Raw genomic sequence first — 17,204 nt, forward strand, 5'->3', positions numbered from 1 at the left:
GGGATGGATTGTCGTTTTTCTGTTTTCCGTGGTGACCCTAATATTTTTGATGATGGGATCAGTATCTAGAGAACATTTGGCGAGTCAACAATGGTGTTCCTCACTTCCTTATCCGTTCTTAAGATGGGATTTTTCTGAAGATGGCAGATTTGAGCAGCAAAGCACAATTATTGATAGTGGAGGGGCTTCCCGCTTAACTGACTCAGGGGAGTGGCAGATGTCTGGGAAGTATGTTGAAATTACGCTTCATAAAAGAAACATGATTACCCAGTCTGATTTTAAGATTCGGGCTACAAGGTTTGGCGAATATTTATGGACCTATACGGAGCTTATGGGTGAATATAATGGCAGGGGGCTTTATTTTTGGCACCCATGCCAGGATGTTTAGTAGAGTATGCAAATGATTTTTGTGAAAAGAACGGCCGTTAAGTTTCTTTGTTCAATTGCAAAACTATTATGAGTTGAAAGGGTTTTCTGCATGGGATAACATTACCCAAGTAAACATCTGACAACGCTATCTAAGGACTATTTATGGCTCGAACAAAGATCGTCGCTACTATTGGCCCCGCTTCCAATAACCCAGAAACCGTTCGCCGCATGATTGCCGCCGGTATGACCGTAGCGCGCATCAACTTCTCACACGGCAACCATGAACAGCACACAAAAACAGTCAAAATTCTGCGCGAAGTTGCAGAGAGCGAAAACAAAGTTCTGGGTATTCTAGGTGACTTGCAAGGCCCCAAGATTCGCCTTGGACATGTCAAGACGGGCGGTATTCAGCTCTCCCTTGGGGAAGAGGTTGTTCTCACGCCACATCGTGGTCAGCCCGCCATGATCCATATGCCCCATCCAGACCTCATGGAGGTGCTTGAACCAGGGGCTCGTCTGGTCATCGGTGATGGCGAAGTGGAATTTACCGTTGCTGAGAAAGTTGGGGATGCCTTGCGCTGCATTACCACTGTCGCAGGGTTGTTAGAATCGCGCAAGGGTGTCAACGCGCCCGGCACCGATTTGCCAATTTCCAGCATTACCGAAAAAGATAAGGAAGATTTAAAGTTGGTTTGCGCTCTGGAACTGGATTTTGTGGCGCTTTCGTTTGTGCGAACGGCCGCAGACATTCAGGAACTCCGCGATTTAATGAAGGCCGAAAATGCCAACATTCCCATCATCGCCAAAATTGAAAAAAGCGAGGCAATCGATCACCTGCTGGATATTCGTGAAGCAGCGGATGGCATGATGGTAGCTCGTGGTGATTTAGGCATTGAGGTACAGCCACAGGAAGTGCCGTTGTTGCAAAAGCGCATCATTCGCGCCTGTAATGACGTTGGCAAGCCAGTGATCACTGCGACGCAGATGTTGCAATCTATGGTGGAGCATCCGCGCCCCACCCGCGCAGAAGCCAGCGATGTGGCCAATGCCATTCTGGATGGCACCGATGCCGTTATGCTCTCTGGCGAAACCGCTTCGGGGAACTTCCCTGTGGAATCGGTGTTGATGATGCGACAAATTAGCGAAATTATTGAGGGTGCTTTCCCGTACACCGATTGGCGCAATCGGCGGCAGGCAGAAGTTGCTGAATCCCAGAATGTAGCAGAGGCGATCAGCGCTGCCTGCTGCGATATTGCCGAGCAAATTAACGCCCGCGCCATTGTGAGTGCGACTATGTCTGGCTATACGGCCGGGCAAATTGCGCGGCACCGACCACCCACGCCAGTAATGGCGGTTTCGCCACTGGCCAAAACCCAGCGAAAATTGGCGTTGGTTTGGGGCGTTGAATGCGTGCTGGTTGATGATTTTTCGCATACAGATGGCATGCTGGCAGAAACGGCCGCTGCTATGTCGCGTTACAATTTAAATCCAGGCGACAAGCTCGTCATTACGGCTGGCGTTCCCTTTGGCCTTGCAGGTCAAACCAACCTGATCCAGGTACACGAAATGACTCAATAACTGAACTCGTCTTGTGAATTTAACTTAGGCGTTTTACAATAAGCATCCATTCGTTTTCGTCAGTTGAAGGGATTTTATGGAGAAGATTACATGAGTACAGCAGGAATAGGGCCGCAGGTATTGGATTGGGAGCCACCAGCAATAAAAGGCATTGAAGATACGGGATTGACCCAAGGCTTTTTGCAAGATTTAGCCCTAAAAATTATGTATTTTCGGGGTCAGTTGACCGGGCATGACATTGCCGAATATATGCACCTTCCCTTTGCTACTGTAGTAAGCACCATTATGGATTTTTTGAAGCGGGAGCAGATGTGCGAGGTGAAAGGCTCTGGCGGGCTAGGGGCAGCTACGTACCAATATTCTATTACTAGCAAAGGGGCGGAGCGTGCCCGTGAGCAGCTAGAGCGCACCACTTACGTAGGTGCAGCCCCAGTGCCGTGGGACAATTACGTGGCGGCCATTAAAGCGCAGGGCGGCAACCGCCTGCGAGTAAATCCTAAGATGATGCAGCAATCATTGTCTCATTTGGTATTGGAGGACACGGTTTTTGGCAAGATTGGGCCTGCGGCCAACTCTGGTAAATCTATTTTCCTCTATGGCCCTCCTGGAAACGGTAAAACAACCATTGCGGAAAGCATCGGCCGTATGATTCTCACCAACGATATGTACATTCCATATGCGGTAGAAGTGGATGGCCAAATCATCAAAGTGTATGATGAGATTAACCATGTGGCCGTGCCGGACGTGGAGCGCAAAATGGTCACTGGCCAACTTGGACCACGCCGGGGGGATGCGCGTTGGGTTCGCATTAAGCGGCCTGTGATTATGGTGGGTGGCGAGCTGACGCTGGATGGTCTAGAGTTGATTTATGACCCTACCAATAAATATTATGAAGCCCCCTTCCAAATGAAGGCCAACGGCGGCATGTTTCTGATTGATGACTTTGGACGGCAGCAGGTACGGCCGCGCGATTTGCTGAATCGCTGGATTGTGCCGATGGAGAAGCAGATTGACTTTTTGGCACTGCACACGGGGCGCAAGGTGGAAGTGCCATTTGAGGTGCTGATTGTCTTTTCAACCAACTTGCCGCCGCGCGATTTGGTAGATGAGGCGTTCTTGCGCCGCATTCGGCACAAGATTGAGGTCACATCACCAACATTTGACGGCTACCGGGAAATCTTTAAGCGTGTCTGTGAACGCCGCCGCATTGAGTATGATGAGCAAGGCGTCCGCTATCTGCTGCAAGAGTATTACATCAAGCGAAACCAGAAGCTGCGGGCCAACCATCCCCGCGATATTTTGGATCAACTGCTGGACATTGCCGATTATTTGGGTGTGAAGCCGGTGCTGACCAAAGAGCTGCTTGATCAGGCGGCTGACTCTTATTTTGTGCAGCTTTAGGCGATGCCGGATTGGTCTTCTGGGAAACGGCCGTTCATCATTGGTCATCGGGGAGCCAGTGCAGAAGCACCAGAAAATACGCTGGCAGCATTTGTACTGGCGCAAGCGCAGGGGGCGGATGGCATTGAGCTGGATGTGCAGCTTTCAGCCGATGGTTGGCCCGTTGTCATTCATGATGGCAAGCTAGATCGAACCACAGACGGCCGCGGCCGGGTGCAAGATTTTGCGGTTGCGGAACTACAAACATTCGATGCCGGGCAAGGCCAGCCCGTTCCCACACTAGACGAGGTTTTTGTGACGCTCGGCCCCAATTTTTTATACAATGTGGAATTGAAAACGGCCGCTTGGCGAGACACAGGTTTGGCAACGGCCGTTGCTGAGCGCATTGAGGCGCATAACATGGCACGGCAGACGGTCGTTTCTTCCTTTAATCCGCTAGCCGTGCGCTACGCTCGCCGCCACCTGACCCACTCTACCTGGGTGGCACATCTCAGCTACAAATCTGGCTTCAAATTCAAGCATTCGCTCATTCCGGTTCAGGCTGTGCATCCATATTACAAAATGGTGAATGCCAATTACATGGCCTGGGCGCAACAGAATGGCTGGGGCGTGAACGTGTGGACGGTGGATGATCCAACCGAGGCGCAGCGGCTGGCTGAGTTGGGTGTTCATGGCATCATTACCAATAAGCCGAAATTGATTCGGGAAGCGTTATTCGGTCATGAAAGTTAAGGTGATTTTGAATCCCTACGCCAACCGCTGGCAGGCTGGTGCGCGTTTGAATGACATTCAGGCGGCGTTTGCTGCGGCTAATCTGACGCCTGAGATTGTCCAGACGGAAAAACCGCAAGAGGCGATTGGGTTGGCAGAAACGGCCGTTTCCGCTAGGTACGATGCCGTGGTTGCTGCCGGAGGGGACGGCACACTCAGTGAGGTTGCTAACGGGCTGCTGCGCGCTGCTGGAGATGGCCCGACGGTTCCCTTTGGTATCTTGCCCATTGGCACGGCCAACGATTTTAGCGACATGGTAGGCCTGCCGCGTGATTTGACTCAGGCGGTACAAATCATTGCGCGAGGCCAAACGCGCCAAATTGACGCCGGGCGCATCAACAATCACTTTTTCATCAACAACTGTGCCGTGGCAATGGAGCCGATGATTACGCTGGAAAATATTCGGATGAAGCGGCTGTCTGGCGAATTGCGTTACGTGGTGGCCTTGTTAAAAGGGCTGGTCAAGCTGAAGGCGTGGCGTATGCAAGTGCGCTGGGATGATGGCGGGCATGATGGCCCCACTTATTTGCTCTCGGTGTGCAACGGGCCACGCACTGGGGGCTTTTACATGGCACCGAATGCGACCGTTGATGATGGCTTGTTTGATTTTGTCTTTGCGCCAGAAGTGCCAAAGCTGACGGTACTCTCCATTTTGGTGAAGCTGTTCCGCAAGACACACATTGATCATCCACAGGTGGTGTACGGCCGTACTCGCCACATTAGCATCAGTAGCAGCCCCGGCACCCCCATCCACGCCGACGGCGAAATCATCGCCGAAGCTGCTACGCAGATTGAATATAAGATTCTTCCCGGCAAATTGACCTTGCTGCAAAGCTAAGTACAAACAAAAATGTTTTATCTGATGAGGAGAAAGCATCCTCAGATGCGTCTTGACCGAGCCCGTTCGCATTTGAGAATGCTCACTCCTCGTTTCTTTTTTGATCGTACTTAGAGTTTGCCACAGAGCGCACAGAGACTTGAGAGACAAAAATTTGCGAAATCCGCGGCAAAAGATCATTGATAGATTATGAGAACGGGCTAAGGCTCTAAATTCATCACTTCCGCGGGGGTTAGCACAGGGTAGTCACCGTCAGTGGGGAAGAGCTTGAAGCCGCCAAACTCAAAAGCGGGTTCCGTGGCGTAGGTGGTGTAGTTGCGAATTTTGGCTGCCGCTGGCCCCACACCGTCACTGTCAATCACGATTTCTACGTAGGGAAAATCTTCAATTAGCGTTTTGTCTGGCAGCATGGAGGGTTTGAACTGGTGCAAAATGAGCACCCGGTTTAGCCTAATTTCTGCCCCGATGTCATTCATCCGTGCCTGAATTTCATTAATTTCCGCGGCGTGTAGCTGCCCAACGTTTACGAGTGGCACTTGCCAACTGTTCATTACAAATTCCGGGTCTATGGCAAAATGAACATGCGGTTCGTATAGTAAATGTTCCAGGCGTTCAAATTCGGCCATGATATTGCCGCGCCCCGGTTGAATGTCGAGGATAACGGCCGTTTCCAATGCCTTCGCCTCTTCAACCCAACGCTCAATCAATTCCAAATCTACTCGATGATAGTAGTAGGGTGGGTGTGGGTTAGCCACCGTGGTAACCAGGTGGTAGGTGGGCAAAATGGGTCGGTCAGAGAATGGCTCATATTCAGCAATGGTGGCTAGAAGCCGTTGGTGCATCTGCTGGCGAGGGAGTTCGCCCAAAATGCCCAGCCCTGGCCCGGTGGGGCTACCGTAAAAAGCGACCAACCGAAATTGGCTCAAGTAGCCCTGTGGCTGGGCGGCATCGAGTGTGAGTTGGTAACTAGCGGTTGGGGTCTGGGTAGGCGTGGCGGTGTTGGTTGGGGTGAGGGTGGGGGGAACGGCCGTACTCGTACTCGTTGGTGTTGCTGTCTCAATAATTAGGGTGGGAGCTAGTTGCGGTGTGGGTGGATTGGGCAAGATTTCCAGCGTAGGAACCAGCGTTGGCAACGGCTCGCTGGCGGTTAGAAATTGGAAATCAGTTTGGCAACTCGTGAGGGAAACGGTACTTGCCAGAAAAAATATCAGAAGGACGAATTTGGTTGCTAAGGCACCCATGAGGTGCCTAGCATGCTTCACGCCGCACCACCTTCAGGCACGGCCGTTTCCTCCTGAAGCTCCTCATACAAACGGTACAAATTGGCCCGGTGCAAATCAGCAACAAGCCCGTTCAGTGGAATGCGCGACTTGCCGCAGCTTTCAATGTCAATTGCGTCCAAAACGTCGGGGGATTGGTTGCTTTGCAAAACGGCCGAAACCTCATCCTTGATCTTGGCTAGATAATCCAAGTCATTTTGGATGACCGACTGCACCTCACCCCGCAAAATCACCTCACCATGTCCTTGTACAATTGTGTCTGGTTCCAGAGCCAACATTTTGTGCATAGAATCAACCAGGGCAAAGTAGCTGCCATCAAAAATAGTAGGTACTGGCATGGAATTGTCGGAGGCAAACAAAATTTGGTTGTTAGTTATGTAAACCCCAGCGAGATCCATGCTATGCCCTGGCATGTGGTGCAACTGCACCGTTTTACCGCCTAGGTAAAGGTTCAAAACACCGTCCCGAAACACCAGCTCTGGCAAAATGATGGAAACCTCTTCCAATTCCGGGTTTTGTGCCTGGGCTTCTGCCAATCCCGTACGACCTACCCCGTCCAGAAGTTGACGACACATGGCGTGGCTTACAATTTGGGCTTCAGGAAAGAGGTAAGTTCCTTGGGTATGGTCTGCATGGTAGTGGGTGTTGATGACATACCGAATCTTCAAGCCTTGCCTGTCTTCCAGAAACTCTTTAATTGCTTTGGTTTCTTCCGGAAAATACAGCGTGTCAATTAAAATGACGCCTTCTTTGGTAAGAATGGCACCCGCTGTTACCTGGGCATACGACTGACTTGTAAATACATAGATGTCGTCAGCAATTCGCTCACGCACCATAAAGCTGCTAAATCCTTTTCTGAGTATAACTATACAGACCCGAAGAGTTTTGCCTCGAATCGCATCGTTCTTAATTTACCAAACCCTGCGGGTTTCGCTCAAGGGATATGAATAGTTACTTGTGTGTTACATAAAAAGACCCCTGATGTAGATCAAGGGTGCTTGCCAAGTAGCCCCGCCATGCCGTGTGAGCCCCGTTGTTTGAACCTGCATATGCAGGTGGGAGCCTTGTCGCGAGTATCTGCCTGGCCGGACGGCCGAAGCCGTGAGCTACTACATCCCCTCAGCGTATTTTCGACCCCCATTTGTGAAGCGTTGGCTCAACACTGGCAAGCTCATCACGCACACAGCAGGGTTCACGAGATACTAACACAGTCACAAAGTGATGACAAGGTTGTTCAAGGCTTCACAAAACGGCATGCGGCTGGCGGGAAAGGTGAGAATATCCTGGTCAGATCAGCAGCGTTAGACGTGATCTTGTAGGGCGGTTCTGAGCTGCACGGCCGTTATTGGCGCAGCTAGCTCAATTTCCCCAATATGCACGACAGGAATGGTGTAGCGATATTTTTGAAACAGGCCATCATCTTCAGAGATGTCCACTTCTAGCAGTTGGTGGGGGAAACTGGTCCTGAGAAGTTCTAAGTTGTCCTTGACTTCATTACATAGGCCGCAGCCCGCTTTCGTGAATAATGTAATGGTGATCAAGGGGTTATGCTACCTATGAAGCTGAAGCAGCTACCGTGCCCGCGCAAATGGCTAGTAGCAGCACCAGTAAATAAATGTTGGACGACATGAACAATGCTTTGGCGTTTGGAGCGGATGGGTTGCGAATGAGGCGTGTGTTGCGCTGGAAAAGATCAAAGGTTACCCAGGCGACTGGAATGAGATACACCCAGCCCAGTGAGGGCAGCAGCACCAGCAGCAAGCCGCCCAACCCGGTTGGCAGGGTGTGCGACATCACCCACCAGGCGGCCTGGCGCGGCGTGGTGTGTACCGGCAGCATGGGCACGTCTGAGCGTGCATACTCATTACGGTAAAGTAGAGCCAGGCTCCAAAAGTGGAACGGCGTCCATAGAAATAGCAGTAGAGACAGTACCAACGCGCCCGTGTCGTTCCAGTTGCCTACGGCCGCACTGCCGCTGAGTACGGCCGCACTGCCTGCCGCACCCCCAATGACAATGTTGAGCAATGTGCGCGGCTTGAGCCAGATGGTGTAGATACACACATAAATGACGGCCCCCAGCAGCAAAAAGAAGGTAAGTGCTGGGTTAAAGGGCAACACCGCCAGCGATGGCAACAAAATCAGCCCAATGCCTACATATGGTATCCAGTTGGGGTTTGTAATTTCTCCGGTGACTAACGGCCGTTTTTCGGTCCGTCCCATTTGTCCATCAGAGTCTCGCTCCCAATATTGGTTGAGGGCAGAGGCCCCCGCCGCCGCCATGCCGCCCGTGAGCCAAAGCAGCAGCAAATTGCCCAGCCCTGGCCAGCCGCTCGCCGCCAAAAATGCGCCGCCCGTTGCTGCCATTAGCAGCAAAAAGACGATGCGAAGCTTAAACAGCACCACAATGAGCCTTAATTTGCTGCGCCATGTGGATGAAACGGCCGTTGCCGAGGAGCTGTTTAGGCTACTTTTTTGGCTTGTGTCAGAAAGTGACATTCGGTCTCCGGATGAGGTGTTTGTTTACTTCAGCGGCAATTGTAGCAATATTCACAAGGGGGCACAAACTGGCAGGGCGAGATTTGTTCATGATTTGCAGATGTGGTGAACGGCCGTTAAATTATCTCTATGTACAACTGGTTACACCATCATTTGTATGAACCGGCCAGCACCCTAACCCATCTCTTGGGCGTTTTTGCTTCTTTGGTTGGCACTGCTTGGCTGGTGTGGCTGGTTTGGGGAAGATGGCCAGTCGTGATGGTTGTGCTAGTGTACGGCCTTAGCATGACGGCGATGTTTTTATCTAGCACGCTGCTGCATGGTGTGAAGCCCCGTCCCCGACTGCACCGATTTCTAAACCGACTAGACCACATGGCCATTTTTCTGGTGATTGCTGGGACGTACACCCCGATTGTTTACACATTTTTCCCCAACGGCTGGCGTTGGCCAGTTTTGATTGTGGTGTGGGGAACGGCCGTTGTGGGCATGACCTACAAACTGTTCAGCAAGAAGATTCACGGCTTTATGAATGCCTCAATTTACCTCATTGTAAGCTGGGGCGGGGTGGTGCCGCTGATACTGGCAGGCAACGTGGCTCACTGGCTGCCGCCGGGCGGTTTGCTGCTGTTGTTATTAGGCGGGCTAATCTACTCGGTTGGCTTTTTGGTTTACTACCGCCAATGGCCCGATCCCTGGCCGAGCGTGTTTGGTCATCACGAAATCTGGCATCTGTTCGTACTTGGGGGCAGCCTGTGTCACTTTTTGTTCATACGTTGGCATGTCGTCCCAGCAGCAACTTGAAGCCAAAATTGGAGGTGGATTTACGCAGAGCAATCTAAAAATCAGCTTAAGTCTTCGTTCTGCTAATCCGAACTAGTAGGGAGTTCATGAACGAGGTGGTTGGTAAAGGTACCATCTGCAGCGACGGTGTACAGACCCACAAAGACCTTTTGCGGTGTGCGTTCCTCTGGCAACGAAATTAGATAGTTATCTTGCACCAATTCGCCCGGTTTCCAGTGGGTGGTGGGGTAGAAGCCGTGTACGGGATGGGTGCGATCTCCTTGAACAATCAAATCGTCGGAGCCGGTAATTCGAGGTTGATCGGTAACGTGGACAAAGATACTGTAACCGGTCGTTGGAATTTGGAGAGCCTGCCAGGTTAGCTGCACGCTCAGAGTTTGGTTTGGGTTGAGAACGGCCGTTCCCGCCACCAATTGAATCTCTTCAGAAGCCACCAAAGGCTGAGTGGCAATTGGCACAACCTCAGGCGCACTTCGGATAGCGATTAGCTCATTTCCCTGGCTGCTTATGGCAACGGCCGTGCCAAACGCCTCTTGCCACACACTTACCGGCACGGCGTAAAGTACCGATTGGTTGACAAAAATCTCCGCTGGCGGCGGGGTGGGCAGCCCACTTAAATCGGCGCGCAGGTCAACAAGTTGCATGTGTGCTAGTTCGCCAGTGACCAGCTTGCCGTAGGCCAACGGAAAGAAACGCGGCCCCCAAACCTCCCCAACGACAGGTGATTCCCCCGGCAAACGAGCGGCATCTTCTAAAATCGCTTGCCCCATTTCGTCTTTGGTGTGAAACAAAACGTAATCACGGTGCGTGGCAAGATTATTGGCGGCAATGCCGATAGTGAGTAGTAGACCGAGCGCAGGTAGCCATTGCTGCCGCTGTCCCATGGCCACCAAACCCACTCCCCAAGCCGCGGCCAGCGTAAGGCTAGCGACCAAAATCATCATGTAGGAGCGAATGAGCAGCCCCTGGCTGACAGGGGCCAGCCAGTAACCTGCGAAGGCTAGCAGCAGCACCAATGTCAACCGTCGAGTTTTGCGGTGCAGCAAGCCGAGTGGAAAGCCCAGCAGGCCTACCCCTAAGCCCCAACTGCTCATTTCTTGAGCCAAAAAGCGCAGACGGCCGTTCAAAGCGGCAACAATTTCCGGCAAGCTGGTTGGCGGTGCCAGCCGCGCACTGTATTCACGCGCCAAAAAAGCATCCGTAAAGCCTGCCCAAGTGGTAGGAGAACGGCCGTACACCCACGGCGATCCCGCCCAGGCAACTACCGGCAGGTAGAGGTAAATGAGTAAAGAGACGGCGGACAGGAATCCAGCCTCAATCCAGTTCCGCCAGCCCAGGTTGCGAGCAGGCCAGGCGGCCAGCAGCAGCGCCGGAGCCAAAAACAGCAGCGTGCGATGATGCCCCACTGCCAGCCCAAAGAGCAGCCCCAGCAGCAGCAGCTTGCGCCGTGTGGGTGCTTGCCCCAATGACCAGGCAAGACTTAACGAGCCGAAGGCCAGCAGCAGCCCAAACGCATATGCTTCTGCTACCACAGCATACAGCCAGACCAAAATGCCAAAGGCAGGCAATAAAAATGCGGCAGCAACGGCCGTTCCAGACCTATCCAGCCGCGCAAAAGGCCAACTCATCAATACAAACGCCCCCACCGCAAACAAAAATGAGAGCAAATTTGCCGCCACTATTGGGTACAGCTTAAACGGATCAAGTAGACGAACGCCCACATTGGCCATCAAGCTGAGCAGTGGGTAGCCGGGGGCGTGCGTAACGCCCCACGTGTGCCAGGCGATGACAAACTCGCCAGAATCGTCCATGAGCTGCAAGATGCCGCTGAATTCGCCCGTGGGGTCGGGCAGTGGATCGTTGGCGATGGCAATTTGAGTGGGCATGGTGGTTAGCCAAACGGCCGCTACGACTAAAAGCACTGCCAGAGGCAATGCAAGCCTGGGGAATCGTTGGCGCAGGGTGGCAAAAGTGGGCAGACAGCGTAGCATAGCGCAATTATCGTTTACCCTCGCCAGAAGACAAAAAAACCACCAGCTTGTGACTGGTGGCTGAATAATTCCGTAAGTAGAGAGCCTTTCTATGACTTTTAGCTTGGCATTGGTTTAACCCTTTTGACCGCAAGATTGCTCTTCGTCCAGGGAGCCAACTAACCATAACTTCAGCTGTACTCTTATTTTTGGCTCTCTACGTTGGGGATAGTAACGGCCGTTTCTTACAGCTCTCCTGAAGTAGCTCTACCATCCTATGGAAGCGATAGTCGCCGCGGATTCTTTCCACGCCGCTGGAGCTAATCAGCAAAATTCCGCGAAATTTGTGGCTCCAAATGGCCACTTTGCACCACCCAGTTAACTTGACATAGGATAATATTAACTTGACATAGTGATGAGCCGTGCTAAACTGGCAGCAACATGCGCGCACGATTTCGGCAGGCCGCAAAATGGGTCTGGCAACACCTTTTGGTAGTTAGTTCCGCCATCTGGCTCTTTCTTGGCAGAGTTGGTTTAGCCTTCCGCAATCTCCTCATTTGGATTATTTGGAAGCCCCTTTTTTACCTCACCATGCCCGTCTGGTTGCCGCTGCGCTGGATTTTGTGGGATTCTTTGGCAGCGGCCGTTCCTCCCGTGTGGCGATTTGTTGGCCGCATGGGGCTGGCGTTGCGCCATTTGCTCACAGCCTATCTGTGGCGAGGGTTTGTGACTTTGGTGGTACGGCCGTTCATCTGGCTTTACCAGCGCGTCCTTAAACCCTCTGTGCTGTGGTTGCTGCACACCGTTTGGCGGTTCATCCTTTGGTTGGGGCAGCAAATTCGGCGATTTGGCAACTTCATTTGGCAAAAAAGTGCGCCACAGCGGGCTGTGTACGGCCGTCGCGTGAGTTCCCGCTGGCGACTGCTCAAGGCAAACCTCCGGCTAGCCATGCGTCGCCCCAAGCCTCCAATATCTGCCCAGGTAGCTCCCAAACGGCCGCGTGAAAATTTGCGGGCGGTGCGAACGTTTCGGTTGGCAACGGCCGTTGCTGCCCTGGCACTGATTGTGGTGGTGGGCATGCTCAGTATGCGGGAATCTCAGCCAACGGCCGTTGCGGATGATCGGCCGTTTGAAACTGCCACCCCGCAAATTATTGTGCTAACTCCCACGCCGCAGCCGCCCACGCCCACCGTTTTGCCCACCGTTTCTGTAAAATTGACCCCGTGGGCAACGCCAAACCCGCTAGACGGAGGCGGAGCAGTTATTTTTACCCAACACGTAGCGGGCAACAGCGACATCTACATTTTGCCCGTTGACCAGGCCGATCCCATCCGGCTAACAACCCATCCCGCCGCAGACCGCGACCCTGCCTGGGGGCCAGACGGCACGGAGATTGCCTTTGCTTCGCGTCGGGACGGCAACTGGGAGCTGTATGTTTACAACATTCCCAACCGGGAGCTGCGCCGCGTCACGCGTGACTTGGCGTATGATGCCGCCCCAAGCTGGTCGCCCGATGGCCAATGGCTGGCATATGAATCGTACCGGGACGGCAATTTGGACATTTTTCTCATCAAGGCAGATGGCAGCGAAGGCCCCTTCCGGCTAACCGATAGCCCCTGGCCTGATTTTGAGCCAGCTTGGTCGCCAGGCGGACGGCACATCGCCTTTACCAGCCTGCGTAGCGGCAGCCGGGACATTTTTGTGCGGTCTCTGGATGCCGGCATTAACGGCGGGGTAGTAAACTTGACACAAACGCCTGATTTGGATGAGGATGAAGCGGCATTTTCGCCAGACGGCCGTACACTTGTCTATGCCGAACACAGCGCAGGCTTCCCCGTCATATATGCCTTGCCACTCACGGAAGCGTACCAACCGGCAGCACCCGCCTACAGTTTGGGGCAGCAAGGGCATTCCCCGGCCTGGTCGCCAGACAGACGCTCGATGCTATTTGTGTATGACCAGGGCGAGCGCAGCTTTTTGCTTTCTGGCAGCGTGGAGGCGTGGAGTGCGGTGCCGCAGATGTTTGTGACAGACGGCCGTATCGCAGACCCTTCGTGGACGGCCGTGCGCCTGACGCCAGACATGAGCAGCCGCCTGCAAAACATTGACCGCAATGTAGCCAGTAGCGGTTCGCTATTTGTAGAAGCACTAGCGGAACCGCAAGCCGGGCAACCACCCTCTTTGCTCTTCCCCGTGGCGGTCAATGCCCCATCACCATACCTCAGCGACGCTGTAGACCAATCGTTTGCGGCTTTGCGCCAGCGGGTGATTGTAGAGGCGGGTTGGGACTTTTTAGGCCAGCTTGACGGCATGTTTGAAGCCCTCGAGGCGCGTCCGCTGCCTGGCCAGTCGGCGCAATCGTGGAACAAGGCGGGACGTGCTTTCGACTTTTATTTCCGCGAGGCGCTTGGCTTTGACCCGCAGGTGCAGCTGGTGAAGCTGGAGCTAAATGGTGAGGTGTATTGGCGCGTTTTTGTGAGAACGGCCGTACAGGATGGCAGCCAGGGTGAACCATTGCGAACGCTCACCTGGGATTTGCAGGCCCGTAGCGGCGACGACCCCAGCTACTATGAGCAGGGGGGCAAATGGCGTGACGCGGTACCAGAAGGATATTACATAGATTTCACCGCGTTGGCGGCCGATTATGGCTGGCGCTGGGTGCCAGCCAACGACAACTGGCGCACCTACTTCCCGGATATCCGCTTCTGGCACTACGAAAAGCAGGATGGCCTGACTTGGGAAGAAGCGATGCGGGAGCTTTACAGTGATGAGGAATTGGTGCCGGTGTTGGAACGGCCGTAACTTCCCCATGTTTTCCCCTCTAAAAATAGTGCGTATTGCGTATTGCGTAAAAGATGGAATACGCAATACGCAATACAATTATAAATATGTGTCAATTAGTGTCCTATTGTTGTTGCTGATTGGTTGTGGTGGTGGACAAACCACCCCCCCGACATTAGTGCCGGTTCTTGAATTACCCCCGTCGCAGCAAACAGAAGTTGCAGAAACGGCCGCGTCAGACCCGCAATTGGTAGCCGGAGGCAGAACCAGCAGCGGCGGTAGCGAGTCTGAAATCGTGCCAACGCCTGCTGGCGTTGGCATTCGCCCTAGCGAAGCAGAACAGCTTTGGGTGCCCGATGCTGGCCCTGAGCCACCCGAAGGTTGGCGCCCGCCCCCCTATGAAGTGCCACACTCGCTCCATTATGACGATCATTATTGGCTGGCCCGGCCGATTCCGTCTGGTAGCCGTAACTTTGATTTGGAATGGTATCCATTTGGCAACGATGTGCAGCTACCGGAGCTGCCCTCTTACCGTATTCATCATGGCGTTGATTTTCCCAACGAGACGGGAACGCCTGTGTTAGCCGCCAGTAGCGGCACGGTTATGCACACTGGGCCATTGCCCAGTCCGCGCAACGGTGTCAATTATTACGGCAACACCGTCATTATTCAGCACGATTGGCAGTGGCAAGGGCAGGATGTGTTTACACTGTACGCGCATACGCTGGAACTTTTTGTGCAAGAAGGAGATTTTGTGCAGCAAGGGCAGCTTATCGCCGGGGTTGGTAGTTCTGGCGAGGTAAGTGGGCCACATTTGCATTTTGAGGTGCGCGTGGGCGAAAACAATTACGGCAGCACCCAAAACCCGGCCTTGTGGTTGGCCCCATTTGAGGGGTGGGGCACACTGGCTGGCCGATTTGTGGACAAGAATAGCCAGATGATTTCTGGTGCTAGCTTGACGCTGCTGCCGCTGAATGTAGATACGGCCGTACGCAAGCAAAGTACCTACTATCCCACTGTCCGCTCCGATGAAATATGGCGCGAAAACTTTGTTTTTGCCGACCTGCCTGCCGGGAGATACCGTTTAACTATTGATGCCAACGACGGCGTGCATATTTACGAACGAGAAGTAGAGATTTTTCCTGGCCAAACCAGCTTTGAAATTATTTCTACCAACTTTGAGTTTGTGCCCACAGCCACACCAGCCCCTTCTGCTACCCCAGAGCCAACACCAGATTCAGAACCTTAGACCTATTCGAATATTGGCCACAGAGAGCACAGAGAGCTTTGAGGCGAAGGTTCGTTTCTCAGAGTTCTCGTTTTCCTCTGTGGCTTTTTCGGATAGATTCTTAGTGTAGCAATTCATTTTGGACAGGTGGATCATTTGCCTTGAGGACGAATTCAATATGTTGAATAAGCTGCATTGGCGTCAAATCCTTGCCGATGAACCCCTCCGCACCGAGCGCAATGGCTTTCGCTTCATTCTGGGGTGTATCGTAAGCTGTCACAAAAATAACGGGAATGCTGCTGTAATCTCGCAGGCGATTGTAAAGCTCCCACCCATCCATTTCTGGCATCATTAAATCCACCAAGATTAGATCGGGCATGCCTTCTCTGGCTTTGTCCAATCCTTCTAGCCCGCTAAAGGCAACCTCCGTTTTGTAGCCTGCAAGCTGAACCATATCTTGCAGAAGCTGTACCATTTTGGGGTTGTCGTCTACTACTAGAATAACGGGCATCGCACTTCCTTTGGTGGTTCAACTTTGATTCACTTGGCATTTGAACCAAACGCATATTCTAGCTTGGAACTATAAATGAGGAAAATGTACGAGTTTACATAAAACTTTGACACATTTTCTGAACTTATGCTAAAATTTTGTCATGTTTTTGCAGGGATTTTGGGTTGAAATGAAGCAGGTGAGGCAGCGGTACGGCCGTTTCTTTGTGGTCGGTTTGCTGCTAACATGCCTTCTTTTGTTGCTCAATCCTTCGGAAACAAGTGCCGCCTTACGCCAGGGCCTGCATCGCTCAGAAAACAGCCCAGAAGCAACCCTGCTTTCCCCAATGTGGAGTCCCATTATTCGGCAATGGTCCACGCACATTGGTGTGTTAGCAAATGAGCATGGCCTGGACCCGGATTTTATAGCTGCGGTCATCAAAGAGGAATCGAACGGCATTGTGGATGGCATTAGCTCTGTGGGAGCCGTTGGTCTGATGGGCGTTATGCCACAGGGCCCCGGATTAGAGTGGCGACCCACAACGGAAGAGCTGATGATTCCGGCCGTTAATCTGCGTTGGGGTGTTGCTATTTTGGCCGAAGTAGTGCGACAGGCGGGTGGTGACCTGGCTTCAGCACTGGCTGCGTATAGCGGTGGTTGGGAATATGCGGGCAGTACGGTTCCGCGTGCCTATGCTGCCAGCGTTTTAGACAATTACGCACGCGCTGTTCTGATCCGGCAAGGGCTCTCCCCAGATATTGCTTCACAATGGACCATTGCAGTTGAGTTAAACAGGGGATATGTGCCTCATAACTCATTTTTGATTTTGGGCGAGCAGCCCATATCGGGTTTATATACTTACGCGCCCCATCGCGTTTTTGATTACGTGGATAATTTTGGTCACTCTTACTACATCAACGGCTATGCCGTGCCAGTTGCTTTGGTTGCACCAGCTTACACAGACCCTGGTACCGCTGTTTCTGGTTGGGAAGACGAGATTGATATTCATTTGCAGGCGCGCCTAAGTGGCGATGATGTGAAAATTGATACCAGCAACCCGCGCATTATTTTGGCTTGCTTGCCCAGTTTAAGCCGACTTCGTGGTATTGCCAGCACCCGGTGGTTTGCGCCATCTGGATGCCCCTCCTGGCATCGTTGACATTTGTTCCATCACAATGGGACGATCGTAATCGTTTCTAAT

General features: G+C 52.8%; 15 protein-coding genes and 1 other RNA gene. 9 read left to right on the top strand and 7 right to left on the bottom strand.

The window, feature by feature from the left end:
- The first annotated feature begins 49 nt into the window (after positions 1–49).
- The 5 genes from ACOQPM_RS01725 (at position 50) to ACOQPM_RS01745 (ending at position 4,957) form a co-directional block, all read left to right on the top strand.
- On the top strand, positions 50–388 hold the full coding sequence (locus ACOQPM_RS01725) for a hypothetical protein (RefSeq protein ID WP_420627496.1): 339 nt from the start codon (positions 50–52) through the stop codon (positions 386–388).
- 143 nt (positions 389–531) lie between these two features.
- On the top strand, positions 532–1,947 hold the full coding sequence (gene pyk / locus ACOQPM_RS01730) for a pyruvate kinase (protein ID WP_420627497.1): 1,416 nt from the start codon (positions 532–534) through the stop codon (positions 1,945–1,947).
- 90 nt (positions 1,948–2,037) lie between these two features.
- Positions 2,038–3,348 (top strand): ATP-binding protein, encoded by a 1,311-nt coding sequence (locus ACOQPM_RS01735; protein WP_420627498.1) that lies wholly within the window; start codon positions 2,038–2,040, stop codon positions 3,346–3,348.
- A gap of 3 nt (positions 3,349–3,351) precedes the next feature.
- Positions 3,352–4,080 (top strand): glycerophosphodiester phosphodiesterase, encoded by a 729-nt coding sequence (locus ACOQPM_RS01740; protein WP_420627499.1) that lies wholly within the window; start codon positions 3,352–3,354, stop codon positions 4,078–4,080.
- Complete coding sequence (locus ACOQPM_RS01745; protein WP_420627500.1) at positions 4,070–4,957, top strand: diacylglycerol/lipid kinase family protein; 888 nt, start codon at positions 4,070–4,072, stop codon at positions 4,955–4,957. Before ACOQPM_RS01740 ends, ACOQPM_RS01745 begins: the two co-directional genes overlap by 11 nt.
- Positions 4,958–5,157: 200 nt before the next feature.
- Here the strand turns inward: ACOQPM_RS01745 and ACOQPM_RS01750 are convergent, their stop codons facing one another.
- The 5 genes from ACOQPM_RS01750 to cyoE form a co-directional block, all read right to left on the bottom strand.
- Positions 5,158–6,219: a hypothetical protein gene (locus tag ACOQPM_RS01750; protein ID WP_420627501.1), complete on the bottom strand. Its 1,062-nt coding sequence runs from the start codon at positions 6,217–6,219 to the stop codon at positions 5,158–5,160.
- Positions 6,216–7,073, bottom strand: a complete 858-nt coding sequence (locus ACOQPM_RS01755; RefSeq protein WP_420627502.1) for an MBL fold metallo-hydrolase — start codon at positions 7,071–7,073, stop codon at positions 6,216–6,218. Before ACOQPM_RS01755 ends, ACOQPM_RS01750 begins: the two co-directional genes overlap by 4 nt.
- A gap of 168 nt (positions 7,074–7,241) precedes the next feature.
- A non-coding RNA gene (ssrS, locus tag ACOQPM_RS01760) (6S RNA) lies at positions 7,242–7,432 on the bottom strand.
- Between the two features lie 106 nt (positions 7,433–7,538).
- On the bottom strand, positions 7,539–7,778 hold the full coding sequence (locus ACOQPM_RS01765; RefSeq protein ID WP_420627503.1) for a glutaredoxin family protein: 240 nt from the start codon (positions 7,776–7,778) through the stop codon (positions 7,539–7,541).
- A 13-nt stretch (positions 7,779–7,791) separates the two neighbouring features.
- Positions 7,792–8,733, bottom strand: a complete 942-nt coding sequence (cyoE, locus tag ACOQPM_RS01770) for a heme o synthase (RefSeq protein ID WP_420627504.1) — start codon at positions 8,731–8,733, stop codon at positions 7,792–7,794.
- A gap of 129 nt (positions 8,734–8,862) precedes the next feature.
- Here cyoE and trhA point away from each other — a divergent pair, with 129 nt between their 5' ends.
- Positions 8,863–9,534: a PAQR family membrane homeostasis protein TrhA gene (gene trhA / locus ACOQPM_RS01775; protein ID WP_420627505.1), complete on the top strand. Its 672-nt coding sequence runs from the start codon at positions 8,863–8,865 to the stop codon at positions 9,532–9,534.
- A gap of 62 nt (positions 9,535–9,596) precedes the next feature.
- Here trhA and ACOQPM_RS01780 read toward each other — a convergent pair whose 3' ends face one another.
- A complete protein-coding gene (locus tag ACOQPM_RS01780) occupies positions 9,597–11,525 on the bottom strand; it encodes a protein O-mannosyl-transferase family (protein ID WP_420627506.1) in 1,929 nt (642 codons plus the stop codon).
- Between the two features lie 420 nt (positions 11,526–11,945).
- Between ACOQPM_RS01780 and ACOQPM_RS01785 the strand changes: the two genes are divergently transcribed.
- Entirely contained in the window at positions 11,946–14,306 is a 2,361-nt protein-coding gene (locus ACOQPM_RS01785) for a TolB family protein (protein ID WP_420627507.1), read from the top strand.
- Between the two features lie 88 nt (positions 14,307–14,394).
- Entirely contained in the window at positions 14,395–15,534 is a 1,140-nt protein-coding gene (locus ACOQPM_RS01790) for a peptidoglycan DD-metalloendopeptidase family protein (RefSeq protein WP_420627508.1), read from the top strand.
- 100 nt (positions 15,535–15,634) lie between these two features.
- Here the strand turns inward: ACOQPM_RS01790 and ACOQPM_RS01795 are convergent, their stop codons facing one another.
- The gene (locus tag ACOQPM_RS01795; RefSeq protein ID WP_420627509.1) at positions 15,635–16,024 is read right to left on the bottom strand and encodes a response regulator transcription factor; all 390 of its coding nucleotides are present in this window, start codon (positions 16,022–16,024) and stop codon (positions 15,635–15,637) included.
- 169 nt (positions 16,025–16,193) lie between these two features.
- On the opposite strand from ACOQPM_RS01795, the gene ACOQPM_RS01800 reads away from it, so the two are divergent.
- Complete coding sequence (locus tag ACOQPM_RS01800) at positions 16,194–17,162, top strand: lytic transglycosylase domain-containing protein (RefSeq protein ID WP_420627510.1); 969 nt, start codon at positions 16,194–16,196, stop codon at positions 17,160–17,162.
- The last annotated feature ends 42 nt before the right edge of the window (positions 17,163–17,204 follow it).

The organism is Candidatus Leptofilum sp., from assembly GCF_965223525.1.
Taxonomy (GTDB): domain Bacteria; phylum Chloroflexota; class Anaerolineae; order Promineifilales; family Promineifilaceae; genus Leptofilum.